We start from the raw sequence: 20093 nt of genomic DNA, 5'->3' as shown, positions 1-20093 counted from the left end.
TTTGGCCTGCAGAAACTCCCAGCTCACTACTGATCGTTCCCACGCTCTGCGTGGGAATGCAGCCCGTGACGCTCCGCGTCACTGGACGCGGAGCGTCCCTTGAGGCATTCCCGCGCAGAGCGTGGGAACGATCAATCCGGGGTGTCTGAAAATGAAACGTTTGTCATGAAACCAAACGCCCTGCGACCGAATGTCGCGGATTACGCGGGCTGCAGCACTGTTGCAAAATACGCAACAACACCTTGCGCGAATCAACCGTTTACTTAGCTGGCTAACAAATCCTATAACAGAGTCCTGCACAGGCCTTGCTGCAGATAACCTGAGATTTGGAGCTAGCAGATGACTGTAAAAGTAACTGAACGCGACGATTCACACATGTCCCATGAAGGCGTGGCCGCCGGCATTCGCATCTGGGATGTGCATCAACAAGACTTGCTGGTCGGCATGTTCCACAGCGAAGTCGATGCCCACAACTATAAGGCCGAACTCGAAGTACAAGAGCAGCAACGCGACGCCCGCTCCTCCTGAAACAACCACAGCATTGAAAACGACAAACCCCGCCATGAGCGGGGTTTGTCGTTGTGGCCTTCAGCGGATTACCACATCAGGTCATCCGGGATCTGGTACGCCGCGTACGGATCGTCCTCGGTGCTGACCTCTTCGGTCTTGACGTTGAGCTGGACGATGCGCTGTGGATCACGCTCCTGGATCTTCAGCGCCGCTTCACGCGGGATCACTTCGTAACCGCCGTTATGGTGGACGATCGCCAGCGAACCATTGCTGAGCTTGTTGCGCATCAGCGTGTTGACCGAGATACGCTTGACCTTCTTGTCGTCGACGAAGTTGTAGTAGTCCTCGGTCGTCAGCTTCGGCAGACGCGAGACTTCGATCAACTGCTTGACCTGCGCGGCGCGCGCCTTGGCTTCGGCTTTCTCTTTCGCCTGACGGTTCAGCTCCTGGTCGCGCTTGACCTTCTCGGCCATGGCTTCCTGGGCAGCGCGCTGCTGCGAGTCATCGAGTTCGATCTGACCCTTGTGCGCCAGGCGCTGCTGCTTCTGCTTGTCCTTGCTGACCTGCTTGGCCTGCTTTTGGTTGACCAGGCCTGCTTTGAGCAACTGGTCGCGAAGGGAAATACTCATGGTGCTTACTCACTTGGGCAGTGGCTCAGCCGCAGCCGGGCATATTCTTTTCCTGAAGTTTGGCTTCACCCCAGAGGGCGTCCAACTCTTCGAGGGTGCAATCTTCCATGGGACGGTGGGTGTCGCGCAATGCCTGTTCGATAAAACGGAAACGTCTTTCAAACTTGCCGTTGGCGCCACGTAACGCGGTTTCCGGGTCGACCTTCAGATGCCGGGCCAGATTGACCACGGAAAACAGCAGGTCGCCGATCTCGTCTGCCACCGCGACGGGATCGTTTTCGGACATGGCTTCGAGCACTTCGTCGAGCTCTTCACGCACTTTGTCGAGCACCGGCAAGGCGTCCGGCCAGTCGAAACCTACCTGCGCAGCGCGCTTTTGCAATTTCGCCGAACGCGACAATGCGGGCAGCGCGGACGGCACATCGTCGAGCAGTGACAGTTGCTCGGGCGCTGCGGATTTCTCGGCGCGCTCCTCAGCCTTGATTTCTTCCCAGCGCTGCTTGACCTGCGCTTCGCTCAGACGCGGCACGTCGAGCGGCGCGTACAGATCGCCGGTGGGGAAAACATGCGGATGACGGCGGATCAGCTTGCGGGTGATGCTGTCGATCACCCCGGCGAATTCGAAGCGACCATCTTCCTTGGCCAACTGGCTGTAATACACCACCTGAAACAGCAGGTCGCCGAGTTCGCCCTGCAGGTGATCGAAGTCACCACGCTCAATGGCGTCGGCCACTTCGTAGGCTTCTTCGAGGGTGTGCGGGACGATGGTGGCGTAGGTCTGCTTGATGTCCCACGGGCAACCGAACTGCGGATCGCGCAGGCGAGACATCAGGTGGAGCAGGTCTTCGAGTGAATACAATTTTATAACTCTCCCACATTGATCGTTCCCACGCTCTGCGTGGGAATGCAGCCCGTGACGCTCCGCGTCACTGGACGCAGAGCGTCCCTTGAGGCATTCCCACGCGGAGCGTGGGAACGATCAACAACCGGCACATGTTCAAGGCGTGCGGTTACGCCGCGTTTCGATGATGTTCGGCAACTGCGAAATCCGCCCCAGCAAGCGCCCCAGCGCGTCCAGGCCCGGGATCTCGATGGTCAGCGACATCAGCGCGGTGTTGTCTTCCTTGTTCGAGCGGGTATTGACCGCCAGCACGTTGATGCGCTCGTTGAGCAGCACTTGGGAGACGTCACGCAGCAGACCGGAACGGTCGTACGCGCGGATGACGATATCCACCGGGTAGGTGAGCACCGGTACCGGCCCCCAGCTGACCTGAATGATCCGCTCCGGCTCGCGCCCGCCCAGTTGCAGCACCGAGGCGCAGTCCTGACGGTGAATGCTCACGCCACGCCCTTGAGTGATGTAGCCGACGATCGCATCGCCCGGCAGCGGCTGGCAACAGCCGGCCATCTGCGTCATCAGGTTGCCGACGCCCTGGATCTGAATGTCGCCACGCTTGCCCGGTTTGTAGCCGGTGGCCTTGCGCGGGATCAGTTCCAGCTGTTCGTTGCCGCGCTCCGGCTCGACCAGTTGCTGCGCCAGGTTAACCAGTTGCGCCAGGCGCAAGTCGCCGGCACCGAGGGCGGCGAACATGTCTTCGGCGGTTTTCATGTTGGCCTTGTCGGCCAGCTTGTCGAAGTCCACCGCAGGCAGGCCGAGGCGCGTCAGTTCGCGCTCGATCAGGGTCTTGCCGGCCGCGACGTTCTGGTCGCGCGCCTGCAGTTTGAACCAGTGCACGATCTTCGCCCGCGCCCGCGAGGTGGTGACGTAACCGAGGTTCGAATTCAACCAGTCGCGGCTCGGCGTGCCGTGCTTGCTAGTGATGATCTCGACCTGCTCACCGGTCTGCAGGCTGTAGTTGAGCGGGACGATGCGCCCGTTGATCTTCGCACCACGGCAGTTGTGGCCGATCTCGGTGTGCACGCGGTAGGCGAAGTCCAGCGGCGTCGCGCCTTTGGGCAAGTCGATGGCGTGACCGTCGGGGGTAAAGATGTAGACCCGGTCCGGCTCGATATCGACGCGCAGCTGTTCGGCCAGCCCGCCGATGTCGCCTAGCTCTTCGTGCCACTCAAGCACCTGACGCAGCCAGGAAATTTTCTCTTCGTAGTGATTGGAACCGGACTTGACGTCGGTGCCCTTGTAGCGCCAGTGCGCGCAGACGCCGAGTTCGGCCTCTTCGTGCATCGAGTGCGTACGGATCTGTACTTCGAGGACCTTGCCTTCCGGGCCGATTACCGCGGTGTGCAGCGAGCGGTAGCCGTTCTCTTTCGGGTTGGCGATGTAGTCGTCGAATTCCTTCGGGATGTGCCGCCACAAGGTGTGGACGATGCCCAGCGCGGTGTAGCAGTCGCGCATTTCCGGGACTAGCACGCGCACCGCACGCACGTCGTAGATCTGGCTGAACTCCAGACCCTTGCGCTGCATTTTGCGCCAGATCGAATAGATGTGTTTGGCTCGCCCGCTGATGTCGGCCTCGACACCGGTGGCCTGCAATTCATCCTTGAGCTGGGTCATCACGTCAGCGATGAAACGCTCGCGGTCCAGCCGTCGCTCGTGAAGCAACTTGGCGATCTGTTTGTATTGATCGGGCTCCAGGTAACGGAAGGACAAGTCCTCCAGTTCCCATTTGATATGGCCGATGCCGAGGCGGTGCGCGAGCGGCGCATAGATGTCGAAGACTTCCCGGGCGACACGGTTACGTTTTTCATCGTCTGCGGTTTTCACCGCACGAATGGCGCAAGTACGTTCGGCCAGTTTGATCAGCGCGACGCGCACATCGTCGACCATCGCCACGAGCATCTTGCGCAGGTTTTCCACCTGCCCTTGCGTGCCCATGACCATCGACTGGCGCGGGCTGAGGCTGGCGCTGATGGCGGCCATGCGCTGCACGCCGTCGATCAGTTTGGCCACCACCGGGCCGAAACGCTGGCCGACGGCAGCGAGTTCGATCTGGCCCTCGCGTACGCCGCGATACAAGACCGCCGCGACCAGCGAATCCTGATCGAGCTTGAGGTCGGCAAGGATCTCGGCAATTTCAAGCCCGGTGCTGAAACTGCCGGAGCCCTCGGCCCACAGATTCTTCTTCGCGTTGGATTGCTGCTCAGCCTCGCGAGCGAACTCGCAGGCTTCTTTCAAGGCTTCGCGATCCAGTGCCAGATCGACACTGACCGCGTGATCGAGCCAAGCCTCGAGATTGATACTGCCGTCGGTGTTGATCGGCTGGTGTGCTCTCACCTGTACCATGTCGCTTTACCTTCCCTACGACGCAGATTCAATGCGTCAAATCGCTGATCCTCATCGCCCGGTTGCGCTCGCGGGGCTCAGGCGAGCGGCACGGACAGATCAGACGGATTCAGACGAGCCGTCCTGGCTCGCTTCAAATAACGCCATGGCCTCGACATGTGCCGTCTGAGGAAACATATCGAGAATCCCGGCACGTTTTAACCGGTAGCCCTGCTTGATCAATTCGACCGTGTCGCGCGCCAGAGTTGCAGGGTTGCACGACACATACACCAGCCGTTTGGCACCCAGGCTCGCCAGCTTGCGCACCACCTCGAAAGCACCGTCACGGGGTGGGTCCAAGAGTACCGCAGAAAAGCCGCTTCCGATCCACTGGGCATCGCTCAAAGGCTGGGATAAATCGGCTTGAAAAAACTTTGTGTTATGCAAATTGTTACTGGCGGCGTTGGCTGCGGCGCGCTCGACCATGGTCTGCACGCCCTCGACCGCTACCACTTCACGCACGCTTTGGGCCAACGGCAACGCAAAGTTGCCCAGACCGCAAAACAGGTCCAGCACCCGTTCCTCCGGCCTTGGCTTCAGCCAGTCCAGCGCCTGGGCGACCATCGCCTCGTTGACGCCGGCATTGACCTGAACGAAGTCGCCGGGGCGATAGGCCAGATCGAGGTCCCATTGTTCCAGGCGATAACCCAGCGCCTGGCTGGCGTCGACCGGTTGCGGCTCGCCTTCGCCATGCAGCCACAATTGCGCCTCATGGAATTGGCAGAAATCCTTGAGGATCGTCAGGTCCGCTTCGGACAGCGGCGCCATGTGCCGCAGCAACACGGCCAGCGACGAGCCGCTGAACAATTCGACATGGCCCAGCGCCTGCGGCTTGCTCAAACGCCGCAGCATCTCCGGCAGTCGAGTCATGATCGGCTGCAAGGGCTGTACCAGCACCGGGCATTCGCTGATCGCGACAATGTCCTGGCTACCGGCGGCACGGAAACCCACTTCAAGTTGCTTGGCCTTCATGTCCCAGCGCACCGCAATCCGCGCGCGACGGCGATAGGCGAATTCCGGACCGGTCAACGGCGCGGCCCATTCTTGCGGCTCAGCGCCGGCAACGCGCGACAATTGCTCGGCGAGCATGCGCTGTTTCAGGGCGAGCTGTTCGTCGTGGGGCAGATGCTGCACGCTGCAACCGCCGCAGCGGCCGGCATGCGGGCACGGCGCCGGGCGACGCAATTGGCTGGCCTTGAACACGCGCTCGGTGCGCGCCTCGACGACTTTACCGTGGGCGCCAAGCACCCGCGCCTCGACTTCTTCGCCGGCGAGAGCGCCGAGAACGAACCAGGTCTTGCCTTCGAAAAACGCGATACCGCGACCGTCATTGGCCAGGCGCTCGATGTTCAAGCGCTGCTTTTTGCCGGTCGGGATTTGTGCAGCCTTGCTGCCGCCGGTGGGCTGGAAGCGCAGGCCTCTCTCGTGTTTGGCCATCAGTTGGGCGCGTCGAAAATGCCGGTCGACAGGTAACGGTCGCCACGGTCGCAAATGATCGCGACGATCACCGCGTTTTCAACTTCTTTGGACAAGCGCAGCATTGCTGCCACCGCACCGCCTGAGGACACGCCGCAGAAGATGCCTTCTTCGCGGGCCAGACGCCGGGTGACGTCTTCGGCTTCGCTTTGCGCCATGTCGACGATGCGGTCGACACGGTCGGCCTGATAGATCTTCGGCAGATATTCCTGCGGCCAGCGGCGGATGCCGGGAATGGCCGAACCTTCCATCGGCTGCAGGCCGACGATCTGCACGCTGTCGCTCTGCTCTTTCAAATAGCGCGAGACGCCCATGATGGTGCCGGTGGTGCCCATCGAACTGACGAAATGGGTGATGCTGCCCTGGGTCTGGCGCCAGATCTCCGGACCGGTGGTGGTGTAATGCGCTTCGGGGTTATCACCGTTGGCGAACTGATCGAGCACCTTGCCGCGGCCTTCGGCTTCCATGCGCTGCGCCAGATCGCGCGCGCCTTCCATGCCTTCTTCCTGGCTGACCAGAATAAGCTCGGCGCCATACGCGGTCATCGCCGCTTTACGCTCGGCGCTGGAATTGTCCGGCATGATCAGGATCATCTTGTAACCCTTGATCGCGGCAGCCATGGCCAGGGCGATCCCGGTGTTGCCGGAAGTCGCCTCGATCAGCGTATCGCCGGCGTGGATCTGCCCGCGCAACTCGGCACGGGTGATCATCGACAGCGCCGGACGGTCCTTGACCGAACCCGCCGGGTTATTCCCTTCGAGCTTGAGCAAAAGGGTGTTGCTGGTGGCGCCGGGCAGGCGCTGCAAACGCACCAGCGGCGTGTTGCCGACGCAATCGGCGATGGTTGGGTACTGCAGGGTCATGGCGTATTCGCAATCCAGACGTGCGGGGGCGCCTATCATACCGGCAAACCCGCGCAGGCCATATCACGCAAAGTGCGGTGCTTATGGTTTATGGGAATAAGCAGCAATAGTCTCACCAGTAGTGAGACTTTTATCTGAGTAACACTCGGTTTTCATGGGGCTGCTCAGGGCCAATTCGCGAGCAGGCTCGCTCCTACAGGGTTTAGTGTCAGCAGTGATGACACTATTAACGGTAGATCACACAACCTGCGGCGAACCCAGTTCCACTGTGGGAGCGAGCCTGCTCGCGAAGGCGTCAGAACTGGCGACACCATCATCCGCCAGCAAGCGCAAATTCAACCGCAACCCCGCCCCGGCATTCTCGGCCCAGAGCAACCCGCCCTGGCGCTGCACCGCGTTGCGCGCAATGCTCAAGCCCAAGCCAAACCCGCCATCCCCGGGTCTCGATCCGTCCAATCGAATGAACGGCGAAAAGATCCGCTCCAGATCCGCTTCAGCCACGCCGCCGCCCTGATCCTGCAGCCACAAATGCCAATAATCGCCATCGCGCTGTCCATCGAGCCGGACAATTGCGCCCTCGGGCGAATGGCGGATGGCGTTGCGCAGAATATTCTCCAGCGCTTGCGCCAAGGTATTGAGATGGCCGCGTACCCAGCACGATGCATCGACCGAACATTGCAACTGCAAGCTCGGCCAGCCGCTTTCATAGCAAGCGTTATCGGTGAGCATTTCCCACAGTGCCTGAACCTGGATCGCTTCGTCCGGCAAGGGTGTGCGGTCAGTGTCGAGCCAGGCCAGTTGCAAGGTGTCTTCGACCAGCCGCTGCATACCGTCGACCTCGCGACCAATGCGTTCGCGCAACTGCGGCAGCCCCTGCTCGCCTTCACTGGCGACGCGCAGGCGGCTCAGTGGTGTGCGCAGTTCATGGGACAAGTCGCGCAGCAGTTGCTGTTGCACGGCGACGGTGGTTTGCAGGCGTTCGGACATCGAATCGAATGCGCGGGCCAGGTCACCGAGTTCGTCAGGGCGCTGGGTCATGCCACTCGACAGGCGCACGTTCAACTGGTCGGCGCGCCAGGCGTTGGCCTGTTCACGCAGACTGTTCAACGGCACCACCAACAAGCGGTACAGGCCCACACACAGCAGCAAGGTAAACAGCCCGGGTATCACGCCATTAGTGATGACGCGCCAGAACACCCGGTATTTGCCCGGCACAAAGCGCTCCGGCAATTCGATGACGAGGATGCCGGCGGACGGTTCTTTAGGAAACGGCACGCGCAGCCACGGTCGTCCCTTCTTGTGGATTGGCCAGTCGAGGCCGCGCAGAAAGGTCAGGTGCTGCACTTCCGCCTCGTTCAACGGTTCGCTACTCAGCGACTGCAAATTGCCGCCAATCACGCCGACCCAACTGGCCTCGCGCAATTCCATGCTTTGCAGCCAGTCATCCACACCGTGGCGGCCGTCGTGCTGCCACGCCTGCTCTGCTTGGGCGGCATAGCGACTGAGTGTGCCGCGCGCTTCGTCGGAGAGAAACTGATTGCGCTCCTCCATGTAGCGCCCCCACGACCAGCTCAGCCAGATCATCAGCAGACAGAACGCCACCAGCAGCAGAGCCAGCTTCCAGAACAGCGAATGCCGCCCCGGCAGTTCAGAGCGTTTCATCGGCGCCACTCAATACGTAGCCCTTGCCCCAGACCGTGCGCACTTCTCGCTCGGTGTAACCAATGGCTTTGAGTTTGCGGCGGATCTGGCTGATGTGCATGTCAAGGCTGCGGTCGTGGGCGGCATAGCCGCGTTGCAGCACATGCTGATAAAGGAAGGCTTTGCTCAGCACCTCCTCATCGTTGCGGTTGAGGGTGTCGAGCAAGCGGAACTCGCTGCGGGTCAGCCCGGCGGCCTGCTCGCGGAAAAACACCTCGCATTGCTCATCGTCGAAGCGCAACGCACCGTTTGTCACTGGAAGCGCAGCCATGGCCGGGCGGCGATCAAGGGCGACGCGGCGCAGGATGGCTTCGATGCGCACATGCAATTCGGCCATGCTGAACGGCTTGGGCAAATAATCGTCGGCACCGAGACGAAAACCGCTGATGCGATCCGCTTCGGCGCCAAGGGCCGACATCAACAGCACCGGCGTCGAATGGCTCTGGCGCAATTGCGTCAGCAGCTTCAAGCCGTCGAGCCCTGGCAGAAGAATGTCCATCAAAACCACGTCGAACGGCTGGTGCCTGGCGATGTTCAGGCCTTCTTCGCCGTTCTGGCACCAGGTCACCTGAAAGCCGCTGCGGCCCAGATGTTCATGCACATAGGCACCGAGTACCGGATCGTCTTCGATGGAAAGAATGCGTGGCTGACCAACGGAAACAGGAGTCATGATTATCTGCAAGTAATTCTCAGTTGAGCGCGATTATTCAAGATTGCCGGGCTTGCGGCAACTCAAGGATCGGCCATCAGACCAACGCGCCTGTGCCCGCCTCGCCATCGCTGGCACATTTTTCCGAAGATTGCCCGCGAGCAAATCGCTACACTGCGCCCATGTCGCGTGCCGGATGCACGCATGAGTCAACAGATCAGCGGGATGCAGGAGACAGGCGTGCTCAAGAAACTCGGAATCAAAGGTCGCGTATTGTTGCTGACCTTGTTGCCGACCAGCCTGATGGCGCTGGTGCTGGGCGGCTATTTCACCTGGACGCAGCAGTCCGACCTGCAGACCCAATTGATGCAGCGCGGCGAAATGATCGCCGAGCAACTGGCACCGCTGGTCGCACCAGCCATGGGCCACGGCAATAACGAACTGCTCGAGCGCATCGCCACGCAGTCGCTGGAACAACCCGACGTACGCGCGGTGACGTTCCTGGCGCCGGATCGCTCGCCACTGGCGCACGCCGGCCCGACCATGCTCAATCAGGCGCCAAGCGGTGACAGCGCGCAATTGCAACGGCGCAGCGGCAATGACGCAACGCGTTATCTGATGCCGGTGTTCGGCAAGCACCGCAACCTCGCTGGCGAGCTGATCCCGGAAGAATCCGACCGCCTGCTCGGCTGGGTCGAGCTGGAGCTGTCGCACAACGGCATGTTGCTGCGCGGTTATCGCAGCCTGTTCGCCAGCCTGCTGCTGATTGTCGCCGGGCTGGCCGGTGCGGCGTTGCTGGCGTTGCGCATGGGCCGCACGATCAACCGCCCGCTCGGGCAGATCAAGCAAGCTGTCGCCCAGCTCAAGGATGGTCATCTGGAAACCCGCCTGCCGCCGCTTGGCAGCCAGGAACTGGATGAACTGGCCTCGGGCATCAACCGCATGGCCGGCACCCTGCAGAACGCCCGCGAAGAATTGCAGCACAGTGTCGATCAGGCCACCGAAGACGTGCGGCAGAATCTGGAAACCATCGAGATCCAGAACATCGAACTGGATCTGGCGCGCAAAGAGGCACTGGAGGCGAGCCGGATCAAATCGGAATTTCTCGCCAACATGAGCCACGAGATCCGCACGCCGCTCAACGGCATTCTCGGCTTCACCCACTTATTGCAGAAAAGCGAACTGACCCCGCGCCAGCTCGACTATCTGGGCACCATCGAAAAATCCGCCGACAGCCTGCTGGGGATCATCAACGAGATTCTCGACTTCTCGAAAATCGAGGCCGGCAAACTGGTGCTCGACCATATACCCTTCAACCTGCGCGACCTGCTCCAGGACACCCTGACCATTCTTGCCCCGGCGGCGCACGCCAAGCAGCTGGAACTGGTCAGCCTGGTCTACCGCGATACACCGCTGTCACTGGTCGGCGATCCGCTGCGGCTCAAGCAGATCCTCACCAACCTGGTCAGCAATGCGATCAAGTTCACCCGCGAAGGCACCATCGTCGCGCGGGCCATGCTGGAAGATGAACACGAAGACAGCGTGCAACTGCGCATCAGTATTCAGGACACCGGCATCGGCTTGTCCAATCAGGATGTGCGCGCGTTGTTCCAGGCCTTCAGCCAGGCTGACAACTCGCTGTCGCGCCAACCCGGCGGCACCGGTTTGGGACTGGTGATTTCCAAACGTTTGATCGAACAGATGGGCGGTGAGATCGGCGTCGACAGCACGCCGGGCGAAGGTTCGGAATTCTGGATCAGCCTGAGCCTGCCGAAAACCCGCGACGACGCCGAAGACATGCCCGCCGCGCCACTGCTCGGGCGCCGCGTCGCGGTGCTGGAAAACCACGAACTGGCGCGGCAGGCCCTGCAGCATCAACTGGAAGATTGCGGCCTCGACGTCACCCCGTTCAATACCCTTGAAAGCCTGACCAATGGCGTCACCGGCGCGCACCAGACCGATCAGGCGATCGATCTGGCGGTCATTGGGATCACCAGCAACGACATGCTGCCCGAGCGCTTGAATCAGCACATCTGGGACCTCGAACACCTCGGCTGCAAAGTGCTGGTGCTGTGCCCGACCACCGAGCAGACCCTGTTTCATCTGTCGGTGCCGAACCCGCACAGCCAGTTGCAGGCCAAACCGGCGTGCACACGCAAGCTGCGTCGGGCCTTGTCCGATCTGGTCAACCCGCGCCAGCCACGCCATGAGCCGGGCGAACCGTTGTCGAGCCGGGCGCCGAAAGTGCTGTGCGTGGACGACAACCCGGCCAACCTGCTACTGGTGCAAACGCTGCTCGAAGACATGGGCGCCAAGGTCCTTGCGGTGGAAAGCGGCTATGCAGCGGTCAAAGCGGTGCAGACTGAATCCTTCGATCTGGTGCTGATGGACGTGCAGATGCCGGGCATGGACGGTCGCCAGAGCACCGAAGCGATCCGTCAGTGGGAAAGCGAGCGGCACAGCACGCCGCTGCCGATTGTCGCCCTCACCGCCCACGCCATGGCCAATGAAAAACGCGCGTTGTTGCAAAGCGGCATGGACGACTACCTGACCAAACCGATCAGCGAACGGCAACTGGCGCAGGTGGTGCTGAAATGGACCGGTCTGGCCCTGCGCAACCAAGCGCCGGAGCGTGGCAGCGACAGCGCGGCGAGCAGCAATGAATTGCCGGTGCTCGATCATGAAGAAGGTTTGCGTCTGGCCGCCGGCAAGGCCGACCTGGCCGCGGACATGCTGGCAATGCTGCTTGCCTCACTGGAAGCCGACCGCGAAGCCATCCGCGCCGCTCGCGACAGCCACGATCAGAACGCGCTGCTCGAACGTGTACATCGCCTGCACGGCGCCACGCGTTACTGTGGCGTGCCGCAATTGCGCGCGGCCTGCCAGCGCAGCGAAACCCTGCTCAAACAGGACGACCCGAAAGCCACCCTGGCGCTGGATGAACTGGAACGCGCGATCAACCGACTCGCGGCGCAGGCGAAGATCAGCGCCTGATCCACGGCAATACCCGGCGGCGCTGTCAGCGCTACAGTGGCTGACGATGATTCAACCCTGTCGATGTTCAAGGAGGATTGCATGCGCACCATCGTTTTCAGCAGCCAGACCTACGATCGCGACAGTTTCCTCGGCGCCGACTGCCCGGCAGGCATCGAGCTGCACTTTCAACCGGCGCGGCTGAGCCTCGACACGGTGGCATTGGCCGATGCGCATGAGGTGGTTTGCGCATTCATCAATGACGACCTCAGCGCGGCGGTGCTGGAACGTCTGGCCGCCGGCGGCACCCGCCTGATTGCCTTGCGTTCGGCGGGGTACAACCATGTCGACCTGATCGCCGCCAAACGCCTCGGACTGGCCGTGGTGCGAGTGCCGGCGTATTCGCCGCATGCGGTGGCCGAGCATGCGGTGGCGCTGATCCTCGCCCTCAACCGACGCTTGCACCGCGCCTATAACCGCACCCGCGAAGGCGATTTCAGCCTGCATGGCCTGACCGGTTTCGATCTGGTTGGCAAAACCGTAGGGATTGTCGGCACCGGGCAGATCGGCGCGACCTTTGCGAAAATCATGCACGGCTTCGGCTGTGAACTGCTCGCTTACGACCCGTATCCGAATCCCGACGTACTCGCTTTGGGCGCGCGTTATCTGAGCTTGCCGGAACTGCTCGCGCAGTCGCGGATCATCAGCCTGCATTGCCCGCTCAATGAGCAGAGCAAGCACCTGATCAACCGTGATTCGCTGGCGCACATGCAGCCCGGCGCCATGCTGATCAATACCGGGCGCGGCGGTCTGGTCGACACACCGGCGCTGATCGACGCGCTGAAGGACGGCCAACTCGGTTATCTGGGGCTGGATGTGTATGAAGAAGAGGCGCAGCTGTTTTTCGAGGACCGCTCGGACCTGCCCTTGCAGGACGATGTGCTGGCACGCTTGCTGACTTTTCCCAACGTGATCGTCACCGCGCACCAAGCCTTTCTGACGCGCGAGGCACTCGGCGCGATTGCCTCGACAACGCTGCACAACATCGCGAGCTGGGCGGCCGGCGCGCCGCAGAACCAGGTCGAGGGTTGAGCCGAGACGTTACTTCGGCGACAGCGAAGACGCCAGGATCAGCAAGGCCAGCCAGCCGAAACCGAACAGCCGCTGTTTCGCCGAATGACCATTGCGCAGCAGAAACCAGACAAACACCATCGGCAGCAGAAACACCATAATCTTCAGCCAACCTTCCACCGGGCGGCTGCCGTCGGGATTGAGCGGTTGTTGCGCCTGTTGCGCGGCTTCCTGACGGCGGCGCCGCCCGGTTGCTGCCGGCATCACCTTGGGTAACGGCTCGGGCGTCGGCGCAATCGACACTTCAGGCACCGCCTTGTTGCGTGGCAGGCTGCCGAAGGAAATCGTTGAGCTGGATGCCGGTTTCGCCTGCATGGCGGCGTGTTCAGCCATCGGCGCCCCACAATGAATGCACACCAGCGCTTCGGAACTGATGCTCCGCTTGCATTCATAACATTCGATCAGCGCCATGTTCCGTTCCTTCAGATTCGGGGCCGGCAGTTTGCCATGAGTGCTGGCGAATTTGAACCGGATCGAAGGTCGCACGCGCGCATCATTCTGCAATCGGGGCCGTGCTAGCATGTCGCGCATATTTGGAGGACCCATGGTCGAACACGATTTCCGCTACACCCTGATGAACCCGCAACACACCCTCACCGAATGCCGCGCCCTCGTACCGGGCCGCTATCAGGTCACCGGCAACGGTGGCTCGATCCGCATCGGTGATGTCCTGCTGGTGACCCTCAAAGGCAGCAAGGATTTGTCCATGCGCCTGACCGTCGATACCGTCCGCCACCTGATCAACCCGCCGGGCCAATGGACCGCGATGACCACCGGCCCGCTGTTCGGCGAACTGGCGATCCACACCTGGCAGGTCAACTGCGACAGCTGCGGCAAAGAGCTGAGCTTCGAATTCGCGGTCGATGCCAAACTCGGCAACGCCGCTGAAAAACCGGCCGCCACCGCGCGCATCGCCGAGCTGGGCTGGAAAGCCGTGGGCGACAAGCACCTGTGCCCGAAATGCCAGGAGCCCGCGTGATGAAACGCTTCGCCCTGGCCGCTCTGGTCGGTGTTGGTCTGGCGGGTTGCGCCGCCGAGCCGGTGCAACTGCAACACAACCGCAGCTACATTCTGGAATGGATCGGCGAGCGGCCGTTGATGGATTACAGCCATCTGACCGTGACCCTCGGCGACGATGGTCGCGCCTATGGCAACGGCGGCTGCAACCATTGGTTCGCGCCGTACACGCTGGAGGGTGACAAGCTGTCGTTTGGCAAGATCGGCAAGACCCGCAAACTCTGCGCCCCGGCGTTGATGGAGCAGGAACAACGGTTTTTGCAGGCGCTGGAAAAGGTCGAGCGCTGGGACATCTCGCCGATCGAGCAGATGCGGTTCTGGCCGGCCGAAGGCAAGCCGTTGCGCTGGTGGCTGGAAGAGGGTTGATCGCTTGAATCGCCAAGCCCCTCACCCTAGCCCTCTCCCAGAGGGAGAGGGGACTGATTGGGAGATATTGAAGAGTTACGTCGACATGGAAATTCTTCGCCGAATCCATAATCGACTGGATCCTGTATGACGGGTCCATAATCAACTCGGTGTCTCAGGTCGACGTATGACGAAAGACACCTCGGTCGGCCCCCTCTCCCTCAGGGAGAGGGCTGGGGTGAGGGGCTTCTGGCGGCTTACTTCGTCGCCTGCAACGCCTCAAGCTTCGCCATCACCCCCGCCGCCGTCTGCTCACCCAGCAACTGCTCCCGCACCTTGCCCTTGTCGTCGATGAGGTAAGTCACCGGCAACGCCTCGCTGCGCGGCAATTCGAACAGCTCCGCCGGATCCTGCGCCAGCACGGTGAACTTGATGCCGAGTTTCTCGCTGGCCTCTTTCAGTTCCGCGCCTTGCACGTTGTCGAAGTTGACGCCGAACACACCGACGTTCTTGCTCTTGAGTTGGTCAGCCAGATGATTGAGTTCCGGAATCTCCGTGCGGCACGGGCCGCACCATTCGGCCCAGTAGTTGAGCACCACCCAGTGTTTGTCGAGACGCTCGGACGCGACCTTCTGGCCGTTCTGGTCGATCCCGTAGTCATTGCCGCAGCCCCCCAGCATCAACGCCCCGATTACCGTCAATGCCGCTGCCAATCGCCGTGTCATGTCGTGTTCCTTGAGAAAATTCGAAGGCGCCTGCGACCCATCGCCTCTGACGGTTCTGGATTGCGCGCTGCACAGTTAGAATAGCCGCCACTTTACGCCAGAAGCGACCCGCCATGACCGATCTGACGCTTTATCACAATCCGCGCTGCTCGAAATCCCGCGGCGCACTGGAACTGCTCGAAGCCCGCGGCCTGACGCCAACCGTGGTGCGTTACCTCGAAACCCCGCTGAATGCTGCGCAAATCAAGGCGCTGCTCGGCAAGCTCGGGATTGGCGCGCGGCAGTTGCTGCGCAGCGGGGAAGATGAATACAAAATGCTTCAGCTCGCGGACGAAAGCCTCAGCGAAGCGCAATTGATCGACGCCATCGCTGCGCATCCGAAACTGATGGAACGACCGATCCTTGAAGTCGGCGACAAAGCAGTCATCGGCCGCCCGCCGGAAAACATTCTGGAGTTGCTGCCGTGAGCGCGCCGTACATTCTGGTCCTGTATTACAGCCGCAGCGGCTCGACCAACGAAATGGCCCGGCAAATCGCCCGCGGTGTCGAGCAGGCCGGACTGGAAGCGCGACTGCGCACGGTGCCGGCGATTTCCACCGAGTGCGAAGCCGTCGCCCCGGACATCCCCGCAGAAGGCGCGCTCTACGCGACGCTCGATGATCTGAAAAACTGCGCCGGTCTGGCACTGGGCAGCCCAACACGATTCGGCAACATGGCCGCCCCGCTGAAATACTTTCTCGACGGCACCAGCAATCTCTGGCTGACCGGCGCGCTGGTGGGCAAACCGGCCGGTGTGTTCACCTCCACCGCCAGCCTGCACGGCGGCCAGGAAACCACCCTGCTGTCGATGATGCTGCCGCTGTTGCACCACGGCATGCTGATCACCGGCCTGCCGTACAGCGAATCGGCGCTGCTGGAAACCGAGGGCGGCGGTACGCCTTACGGCGCCAGCCATCATGCCGGCGCCGACGGCAAGAGCGGTCTCGATCAGCATGAAGTGGCGCTGTGCCGCGCCCTCGGCCTGCGCCTGGCGAAAACCGCGCAGAAACTGGTGGGCTGAGATGGCAAAGAAGCCGAAGATCCTGCCCTCGGTCGCCTGGCTTGAGCCGCGAGTGAAGGCGATGCGGGCGCTCAGCCTGCTGAGCTTTTTCGCCCTCGCCGGCCTGCTCACGGCGTATTACCTGTGGTTCGCCGACCTGCATGGCGCGCGACCGTGGGTGATCCTGCTGGTCGAACTGATCCCGTGGCTGGTGCTCGCACCGGCGATGATCATGGGCAGCGCCCGTGGACATTCGTGGACGTGTTTTGTGGTGAATCTGTATTTCATCAAAGGCGCACTGGCGGCGTATGACCCGAACCGACAGTGGTTCGGTGTGCTGGAAATGGCCGCGAGCCTGGCGCTGTTCTGCTCGGCGCTGCTGTATGTGCGCTGGCGTTATCAGCTTGATCGCAAGCGGGCGGGCGAAGGCGAAATCAGCGTCGCCTGAAAAACCGCTTTCGCGAGCAGGCTCGCTCCCACAGGGGAATGCATCCAGAGACGCTCTGCGTCTCAGGGACGCGGAGCGTCCCGGGCGGCATTCCCATTCCCACGCGGAGCGTGGGAACGATCAGATTGGCTCAATGATTGACGGTGTAGGCCAGCATCATCGAAATCTGGCTCATTGGCCGCCCGCCGCTCTGTTCGTGCCACTGATTGAACGCGTTCTGCACGGTCGCCAGATCGCGCAGGCTGGTCGGCGCCTTGTCGACAATCTTCTGCGCATTCAAGGCTGCGACGACGTCATAGCTCGGCACAAAAGTGTCCTTGCCGACCATACGCAAAAAACGCGGCGCCGACAGCCCGCCCAATTGATGGCCGTGCTTTTTCAAGTAGGTCCACAGGCCGACGATATCGGTCACCGACCAGTCGGCAATCAGCGCACCGAAGCTACCCTTGTCCTGCTCGACATCAAGAATGAACTGCGCATTGCGCGGCACGCTTTTCAGCTTGCCGAGGTGGCGGATGATCCGTGCGTCCTGCATCAGGCGCTCAAGGTGCTCGGCGCTCATCAGCACGACTTTTTCCGGATCGAACCTGAAGAACACTTCTTCGAAGGCTGGCCATTTCGCGTCGACCAGACTGTGCTTGAGGCCGGCGCGAAACACCCGCAGCGCCATGGTCGAGAGGTAGCGGTCATCGCTGATCTTGCGCAGTTGTGCAGGGGTTTTCGGAACAGGCAGATGGGCTTCCAGTGCAGCCGCCGAACCGAAACGGTTCAGACAGTATTCGTGCAGCCACTTGTAATCGCGCATGCCCTCTCCTATCGAATGAAACAAATAGATCCCTGTGGGAGCGAGCCTGCTCGCGAAGGCGTCGGATCATTCAACGCATGTGCTGAATGACACAACGCTTTCGCGAGCAGGCTCGCTCCCACATTTGGATCGGGTTACAGATTGACGACGTTGACGAAGCGCGACGCCGCGGTTTCGTCGATCTTCAGGCTGGTGAAGTCGAACAGGTTGCGGTCGGCCAGTTGCGACGGGATCACGTTCTGCAGGCTGCGGAAAATACTCTCGGTGCGGCCCGGGGTCTTGCGTTCCCAGTCCTGAAGCATTTCCTTGACCACCTGACGCTGCAGGTTTTCCTGCGAACCGCACAGGTTGCACGGGATGATCGGGAATTGCTTGAGGTCCGAGTAGGCCTGTATGTCCTTCTCGTTGCAGTACGCCAGCGGACGGATCACCACGTTGCGCCCGTCATCGGCGCGCAGCTTCGGCGGCATGGCCTTGAGGCTGCCGTTGAAGAACATGTTGAGGAAGAACGTCTCGACGATGTCGTCGCGGTGGTGACCGAGGGCCATTTTCGTCGCGCCGATTTCATCGGCAAAGGTGTACAGCGTGCCGCGACGCAGGCGTGAGCACAGCGAGCAGGTGGTCTTGCCTTCGGGAATCAGTTCCTTGACCACCGAGTAGGTGTCTTTCTCGACGATGTGGTACTCGACGCCCAGCTCTTTCAGGTAGGCCGGCAGCACGTGTTCGGGAAAGCCCGGCTGCTTCTGGTCCATGTTCACCGCGACGATCTCGAACTTGATCGGTGCAACCTTCTGCAGGTGCAGCAGCACGTCGAGCATGGTGTAGCTGTCCTTGCCCCCGGACAGGCAGACCATGACCTTGTCGCCGTCTTCGATCATGTTGAAATCGGCGACCGCTTCGCCGGCCAGGCGGCGCAGGCGCTTTTGCAGTTTGTTCTGGTTGACCGTAAGAGTGCCCATGACGCGAAATCCGTGAGGTGTGACGAAAGGCCGGCATTTTACGCAAAAACCCCGCCGCTGTGGGGACGCGTTGTCGGCCGCCAAAGGGCACCACGCACAGACCCCAAGGCGATTATCCGTCCGGTTTACAGCGCGATTTGCTCTAAGCCCCTGATACCGGTGCGGTTCAGTCCTTTCTATACTGCGACATAAGGTCGCATACGTCTGAAGACCTGTATTTGCTCGGCCGCCTGGCCCGTAGGCGCTCCGTTGGGGGGCGATGGCAATATCAAGAGGAGTGAATGGCATGATCCATCACGTAGTGGGACTGTTTACCCACCCTGATCAGGAATGGAAGGAAATCCGTGGCGACCAAGAGGAAAGCATCAGCCACATGTACCTCACCCATACGCTGATACTGGCGGCGATCCCCGCCGTCTCGGCGTTTATCGGTACAACGCAGGTCGGCTGGGTGATCGGCAACCGCGCGCCGGTGATGCTCACGTTTGAAAGTGCGCTGTGGATGACGATCATGTCGTACCTGGCGATGCTCGGTGGCGTTGCGGTGATGGGCGCCTTTGTCCATTGGATGGCGCGTACCTATGATGCCAACCCCAGTCTGGCCCGTTGCGTGGCCTTCGCCACCTATACCGCGACGCCGTTGTTTGTCGGCGGGCTGGCGGCGCTGTATCCGCACATGTGGCTGGGGATGATCGTCGGTACGGCGGCCATCTGCTACACGGTGTATCTGCTGTATGTGGGTTTGCCGACGTTCATGAACATTCCTCCGGACGAAGGCTTCCTGTTCTCCAGCTCGGTGCTGGCGGTAGGCCTGGTGGTGCTGGTGGCGATCATGGCGTTTACCGTGATCGTCTGGGGCCTGGGAGTGGGGCCGGTGTACACCAACTGACGATATCCGCCTGCTGAGAGGGGCCGCCGCAAGGCGGCCTTGTCATTTGCGCGATGACCATTCGGCAGCTCGGCGATTCGCAAGCGCCCGGGGTTGCGGCATACTCGGCGTCTCTGGAGATCCATCAAGCATGCCCGAGCAACTCAATACCCGCGTCGAAGATTGTTACCAACTCGCTGAATCCTTTTTCAAACGTTCCTTCAAACGCCCCGTCGTCAGCCTCAAGCTGCGCGGGCAGAAAGCCGGTGTCGCGCACCTGCACGAAAACAAGCTGCGCTTCAATCCGCAGCTGTATCGGGAAAACACCGAGCACTTCCTCAAGCAGACCGTGGCCCACGAAGTCGCGCACCTGATCGCCCATCAATTGTTCGGCGACCGTATCCAGCCCCATGGCGAGGAATGGCAATTGATCATGCGCGGCGTTTACGAACTGCCGCCGGATCGCTGCCACACCTACGAAGTCAAACGCCGCAGCGTGACCCGCTACATCTACAAATGCCCGTGTCCCGAGAGTGATTTCCCGTTTACCGCGCAGCGCCATAGCCTGGTGCGACAGGGGCGACGGTATTTCTGCCGGCGTTGCCGCACGACGCTGGTGTTCAGTGGTGAGATGCGGGTGGAATGACAGTTTTGCGGTGTATCGACTGGCCCCTT

The 20093-nt window shown here is 61.3% G+C and carries 21 protein-coding genes; 10 read left to right on the top strand and 11 right to left on the bottom strand.

Annotated features, from left to right (window positions below; genetic code table 11):
- Positions 1 to 339 precede the first annotated feature (339 nt).
- Positions 340 to 528, top strand: coding sequence for a hypothetical protein (locus ACGSLL_RS15265; protein WP_093099317.1), 189 nt, complete (start codon positions 340 to 342; stop codon positions 526 to 528).
- Positions 529 to 596: 68 nt separating this feature from the next.
- Here ACGSLL_RS15265 and ACGSLL_RS15260 read toward each other — a convergent pair whose 3' ends face one another.
- The 7 genes from ACGSLL_RS15260 to ACGSLL_RS15230 form a co-directional block, all read right to left on the bottom strand.
- Positions 597 to 1139 carry a DUF2058 domain-containing protein gene (locus ACGSLL_RS15260; RefSeq protein WP_090285301.1) on the bottom strand — a complete coding sequence of 181 codons (543 nt, stop codon included), beginning with the start codon at positions 1137 to 1139 and terminating at the stop codon, positions 597 to 599.
- A gap of 25 nt (positions 1140 to 1164) precedes the next feature.
- Entirely contained in the window at positions 1165 to 1998 is an 834-nt protein-coding gene (gene mazG, locus ACGSLL_RS15255; protein WP_394506918.1) for a nucleoside triphosphate pyrophosphohydrolase, read from the bottom strand.
- A gap of 138 nt (positions 1999 to 2136) precedes the next feature.
- Positions 2137 to 4380, bottom strand: coding sequence for a GTP diphosphokinase (gene relA / locus ACGSLL_RS15250; protein ID WP_090285304.1), 2244 nt, complete (start codon positions 4378 to 4380; stop codon positions 2137 to 2139).
- Positions 4381 to 4479: 99 nt separating this feature from the next.
- Positions 4480 to 5856, bottom strand: a complete 1377-nt coding sequence (rlmD, locus tag ACGSLL_RS15245) for a 23S rRNA (uracil(1939)-C(5))-methyltransferase RlmD (protein WP_394506917.1) — start codon at positions 5854 to 5856, stop codon at positions 4480 to 4482.
- A complete protein-coding gene (cysM, locus tag ACGSLL_RS15240; RefSeq protein ID WP_163004698.1) occupies positions 5856 to 6758 on the bottom strand; it encodes a cysteine synthase CysM in 903 nt (300 codons plus the stop codon). Before cysM ends, rlmD begins: the two co-directional genes overlap by 1 nt.
- Before the next feature lie 237 nt (positions 6759 to 6995).
- Entirely contained in the window at positions 6996 to 8420 is a 1425-nt protein-coding gene (locus tag ACGSLL_RS15235; protein WP_394506916.1) for a histidine kinase sensor domain-containing protein, read from the bottom strand.
- Positions 8407 to 9129: a response regulator transcription factor gene (locus tag ACGSLL_RS15230; protein ID WP_394506915.1), complete on the bottom strand. Its 723-nt coding sequence runs from the start codon at positions 9127 to 9129 to the stop codon at positions 8407 to 8409. The genes ACGSLL_RS15235 and ACGSLL_RS15230 overlap by 14 nt, the downstream gene beginning before the upstream one ends.
- Before the next feature lie 219 nt (positions 9130 to 9348).
- Between ACGSLL_RS15230 and ACGSLL_RS15225 the strand changes: the two genes are divergently transcribed.
- A complete protein-coding gene (locus ACGSLL_RS15225; RefSeq protein ID WP_394507131.1) occupies positions 9349 to 12102 on the top strand; it encodes a response regulator in 2754 nt (917 codons plus the stop codon).
- Between the two features lie 81 nt (positions 12103 to 12183).
- A complete protein-coding gene (locus ACGSLL_RS15220) occupies positions 12184 to 13173 on the top strand; it encodes a 2-hydroxyacid dehydrogenase (protein WP_394506914.1) in 990 nt (329 codons plus the stop codon).
- Positions 13174 to 13182: 9 nt separating this feature from the next.
- Here the strand turns inward: ACGSLL_RS15220 and ACGSLL_RS15215 are convergent, their stop codons facing one another.
- Complete coding sequence (locus ACGSLL_RS15215) at positions 13183 to 13623, bottom strand: hypothetical protein (RefSeq protein WP_394506913.1); 441 nt, start codon at positions 13621 to 13623, stop codon at positions 13183 to 13185.
- A 133-nt stretch (positions 13624 to 13756) separates the two neighbouring features.
- Here ACGSLL_RS15215 and ACGSLL_RS15210 point away from each other — a divergent pair, with 133 nt between their 5' ends.
- Entirely contained in the window at positions 13757 to 14191 is a 435-nt protein-coding gene (locus ACGSLL_RS15210; RefSeq protein WP_394506912.1) for a hypothetical protein, read from the top strand.
- Complete coding sequence (locus tag ACGSLL_RS15205; RefSeq protein WP_090285318.1) at positions 14191 to 14595, top strand: META domain-containing protein; 405 nt, start codon at positions 14191 to 14193, stop codon at positions 14593 to 14595. The genes ACGSLL_RS15210 and ACGSLL_RS15205 overlap by 1 nt, the downstream gene beginning before the upstream one ends.
- Before the next feature lie 236 nt (positions 14596 to 14831).
- On the opposite strand, the gene ACGSLL_RS15200 is transcribed toward ACGSLL_RS15205, so the two are convergent.
- Positions 14832 to 15299, bottom strand: a complete 468-nt coding sequence (locus tag ACGSLL_RS15200; protein WP_394506911.1) for a TlpA disulfide reductase family protein — start codon at positions 15297 to 15299, stop codon at positions 14832 to 14834.
- A gap of 113 nt (positions 15300 to 15412) precedes the next feature.
- On the opposite strand from ACGSLL_RS15200, the gene arsC reads away from it, so the two are divergent.
- From arsC to ACGSLL_RS15185, 3 genes are read left to right on the top strand one after another with little or no spacing between them, the layout of a single operon-like run.
- On the top strand, positions 15413 to 15766 hold the full coding sequence (gene arsC, locus ACGSLL_RS15195) for an arsenate reductase (glutaredoxin) (RefSeq protein WP_394506910.1): 354 nt from the start codon (positions 15413 to 15415) through the stop codon (positions 15764 to 15766).
- Positions 15763 to 16359 (top strand): NAD(P)H:quinone oxidoreductase, encoded by a 597-nt coding sequence (gene wrbA / locus ACGSLL_RS15190; RefSeq protein ID WP_090285324.1) that lies wholly within the window; start codon positions 15763 to 15765, stop codon positions 16357 to 16359. The genes arsC and wrbA overlap by 4 nt, the downstream gene beginning before the upstream one ends.
- Position 16360: 1 nt before the next feature.
- Entirely contained in the window at positions 16361 to 16786 is a 426-nt protein-coding gene (locus ACGSLL_RS15185; RefSeq protein WP_394506909.1) for a DUF2069 domain-containing protein, read from the top strand.
- Between the two features lie 130 nt (positions 16787 to 16916).
- Here the strand turns inward: ACGSLL_RS15185 and ACGSLL_RS15180 are convergent, their stop codons facing one another.
- Positions 16917 to 17591 (bottom strand): DNA-3-methyladenine glycosylase I, encoded by a 675-nt coding sequence (locus tag ACGSLL_RS15180; protein WP_394506908.1) that lies wholly within the window; start codon positions 17589 to 17591, stop codon positions 16917 to 16919.
- A 134-nt stretch (positions 17592 to 17725) separates the two neighbouring features.
- Positions 17726 to 18550, bottom strand: a complete 825-nt coding sequence (gene ttcA, locus ACGSLL_RS15175) for a tRNA 2-thiocytidine(32) synthetase TtcA (RefSeq protein WP_090285330.1) — start codon at positions 18548 to 18550, stop codon at positions 17726 to 17728.
- 286 nt (positions 18551 to 18836) lie between these two features.
- Between ttcA and ACGSLL_RS15170 the strand changes: the two genes are divergently transcribed.
- Positions 18837 to 19439 (top strand): Yip1 family protein, encoded by a 603-nt coding sequence (locus tag ACGSLL_RS15170; RefSeq protein ID WP_090285332.1) that lies wholly within the window; start codon positions 18837 to 18839, stop codon positions 19437 to 19439.
- A 130-nt stretch (positions 19440 to 19569) separates the two neighbouring features.
- Positions 19570 to 20064 (top strand): SprT family zinc-dependent metalloprotease, encoded by a 495-nt coding sequence (locus ACGSLL_RS15165; protein ID WP_090285334.1) that lies wholly within the window; start codon positions 19570 to 19572, stop codon positions 20062 to 20064.
- The last annotated feature ends 29 nt before the right edge of the window (positions 20065 to 20093 follow it).

The organism is Pseudomonas retamae (assembly GCF_043496865.1).
GTDB classification, from domain to species: Bacteria; Pseudomonadota; Gammaproteobacteria; order Pseudomonadales; family Pseudomonadaceae; genus Aquipseudomonas; species Aquipseudomonas retamae.
This window is presented reverse-complemented; position numbering and strand designations above follow the sequence as displayed.

Coding starts and splice junctions, on each gene's coding strand:
- ACGSLL_RS15265 (WP_093099317.1), top strand. CDS start 340: ATGACTGTAAAAGTAACTGAACGCGACGATTCACACATGTCCCATGAA.
- ACGSLL_RS15260 (WP_090285301.1), bottom strand. CDS start 1,139: ATGAGTATTTCCCTTCGCGACCAGTTGCTCAAAGCAGGCCTGGTCAAC.
- relA (WP_090285304.1), bottom strand. CDS start 4,380: ATGGTACAGGTGAGAGCACACCAGCCGATCAACACCGACGGCAGTATC.
- rlmD (WP_394506917.1), bottom strand. CDS start 5,856: ATGGCCAAACACGAGAGAGGCCTGCGCTTCCAGCCCACCGGCGGCAGC.
- cysM (WP_163004698.1), bottom strand. CDS start 6,758: ATGACCCTGCAGTACCCAACCATCGCCGATTGCGTCGGCAACACGCCG.
- ACGSLL_RS15235 (WP_394506916.1), bottom strand. CDS start 8,420: ATGAAACGCTCTGAACTGCCGGGGCGGCATTCGCTGTTCTGGAAGCTG.
- ACGSLL_RS15230 (WP_394506915.1), bottom strand. CDS start 9,129: ATGACTCCTGTTTCCGTTGGTCAGCCACGCATTCTTTCCATCGAAGAC.
- ACGSLL_RS15220 (WP_394506914.1), top strand. CDS start 12,184: ATGCGCACCATCGTTTTCAGCAGCCAGACCTACGATCGCGACAGTTTC.
- ACGSLL_RS15215 (WP_394506913.1), bottom strand. CDS start 13,623: ATGGCGCTGATCGAATGTTATGAATGCAAGCGGAGCATCAGTTCCGAA.
- ACGSLL_RS15210 (WP_394506912.1), top strand. CDS start 13,757: ATGGTCGAACACGATTTCCGCTACACCCTGATGAACCCGCAACACACC.
- ACGSLL_RS15205 (WP_090285318.1), top strand. CDS start 14,191: ATGAAACGCTTCGCCCTGGCCGCTCTGGTCGGTGTTGGTCTGGCGGGT.
- ACGSLL_RS15200 (WP_394506911.1), bottom strand. CDS start 15,299: ATGACACGGCGATTGGCAGCGGCATTGACGGTAATCGGGGCGTTGATG.
- arsC (WP_394506910.1), top strand. CDS start 15,413: ATGACCGATCTGACGCTTTATCACAATCCGCGCTGCTCGAAATCCCGC.
- ACGSLL_RS15185 (WP_394506909.1), top strand. CDS start 16,361: ATGGCAAAGAAGCCGAAGATCCTGCCCTCGGTCGCCTGGCTTGAGCCG.
- ACGSLL_RS15180 (WP_394506908.1), bottom strand. CDS start 17,591: ATGCGCGATTACAAGTGGCTGCACGAATACTGTCTGAACCGTTTCGGT.
- ttcA (WP_090285330.1), bottom strand. CDS start 18,550: ATGGGCACTCTTACGGTCAACCAGAACAAACTGCAAAAGCGCCTGCGC.
- ACGSLL_RS15170 (WP_090285332.1), top strand. CDS start 18,837: ATGATCCATCACGTAGTGGGACTGTTTACCCACCCTGATCAGGAATGG.
- ACGSLL_RS15165 (WP_090285334.1), top strand. CDS start 19,570: ATGCCCGAGCAACTCAATACCCGCGTCGAAGATTGTTACCAACTCGCT.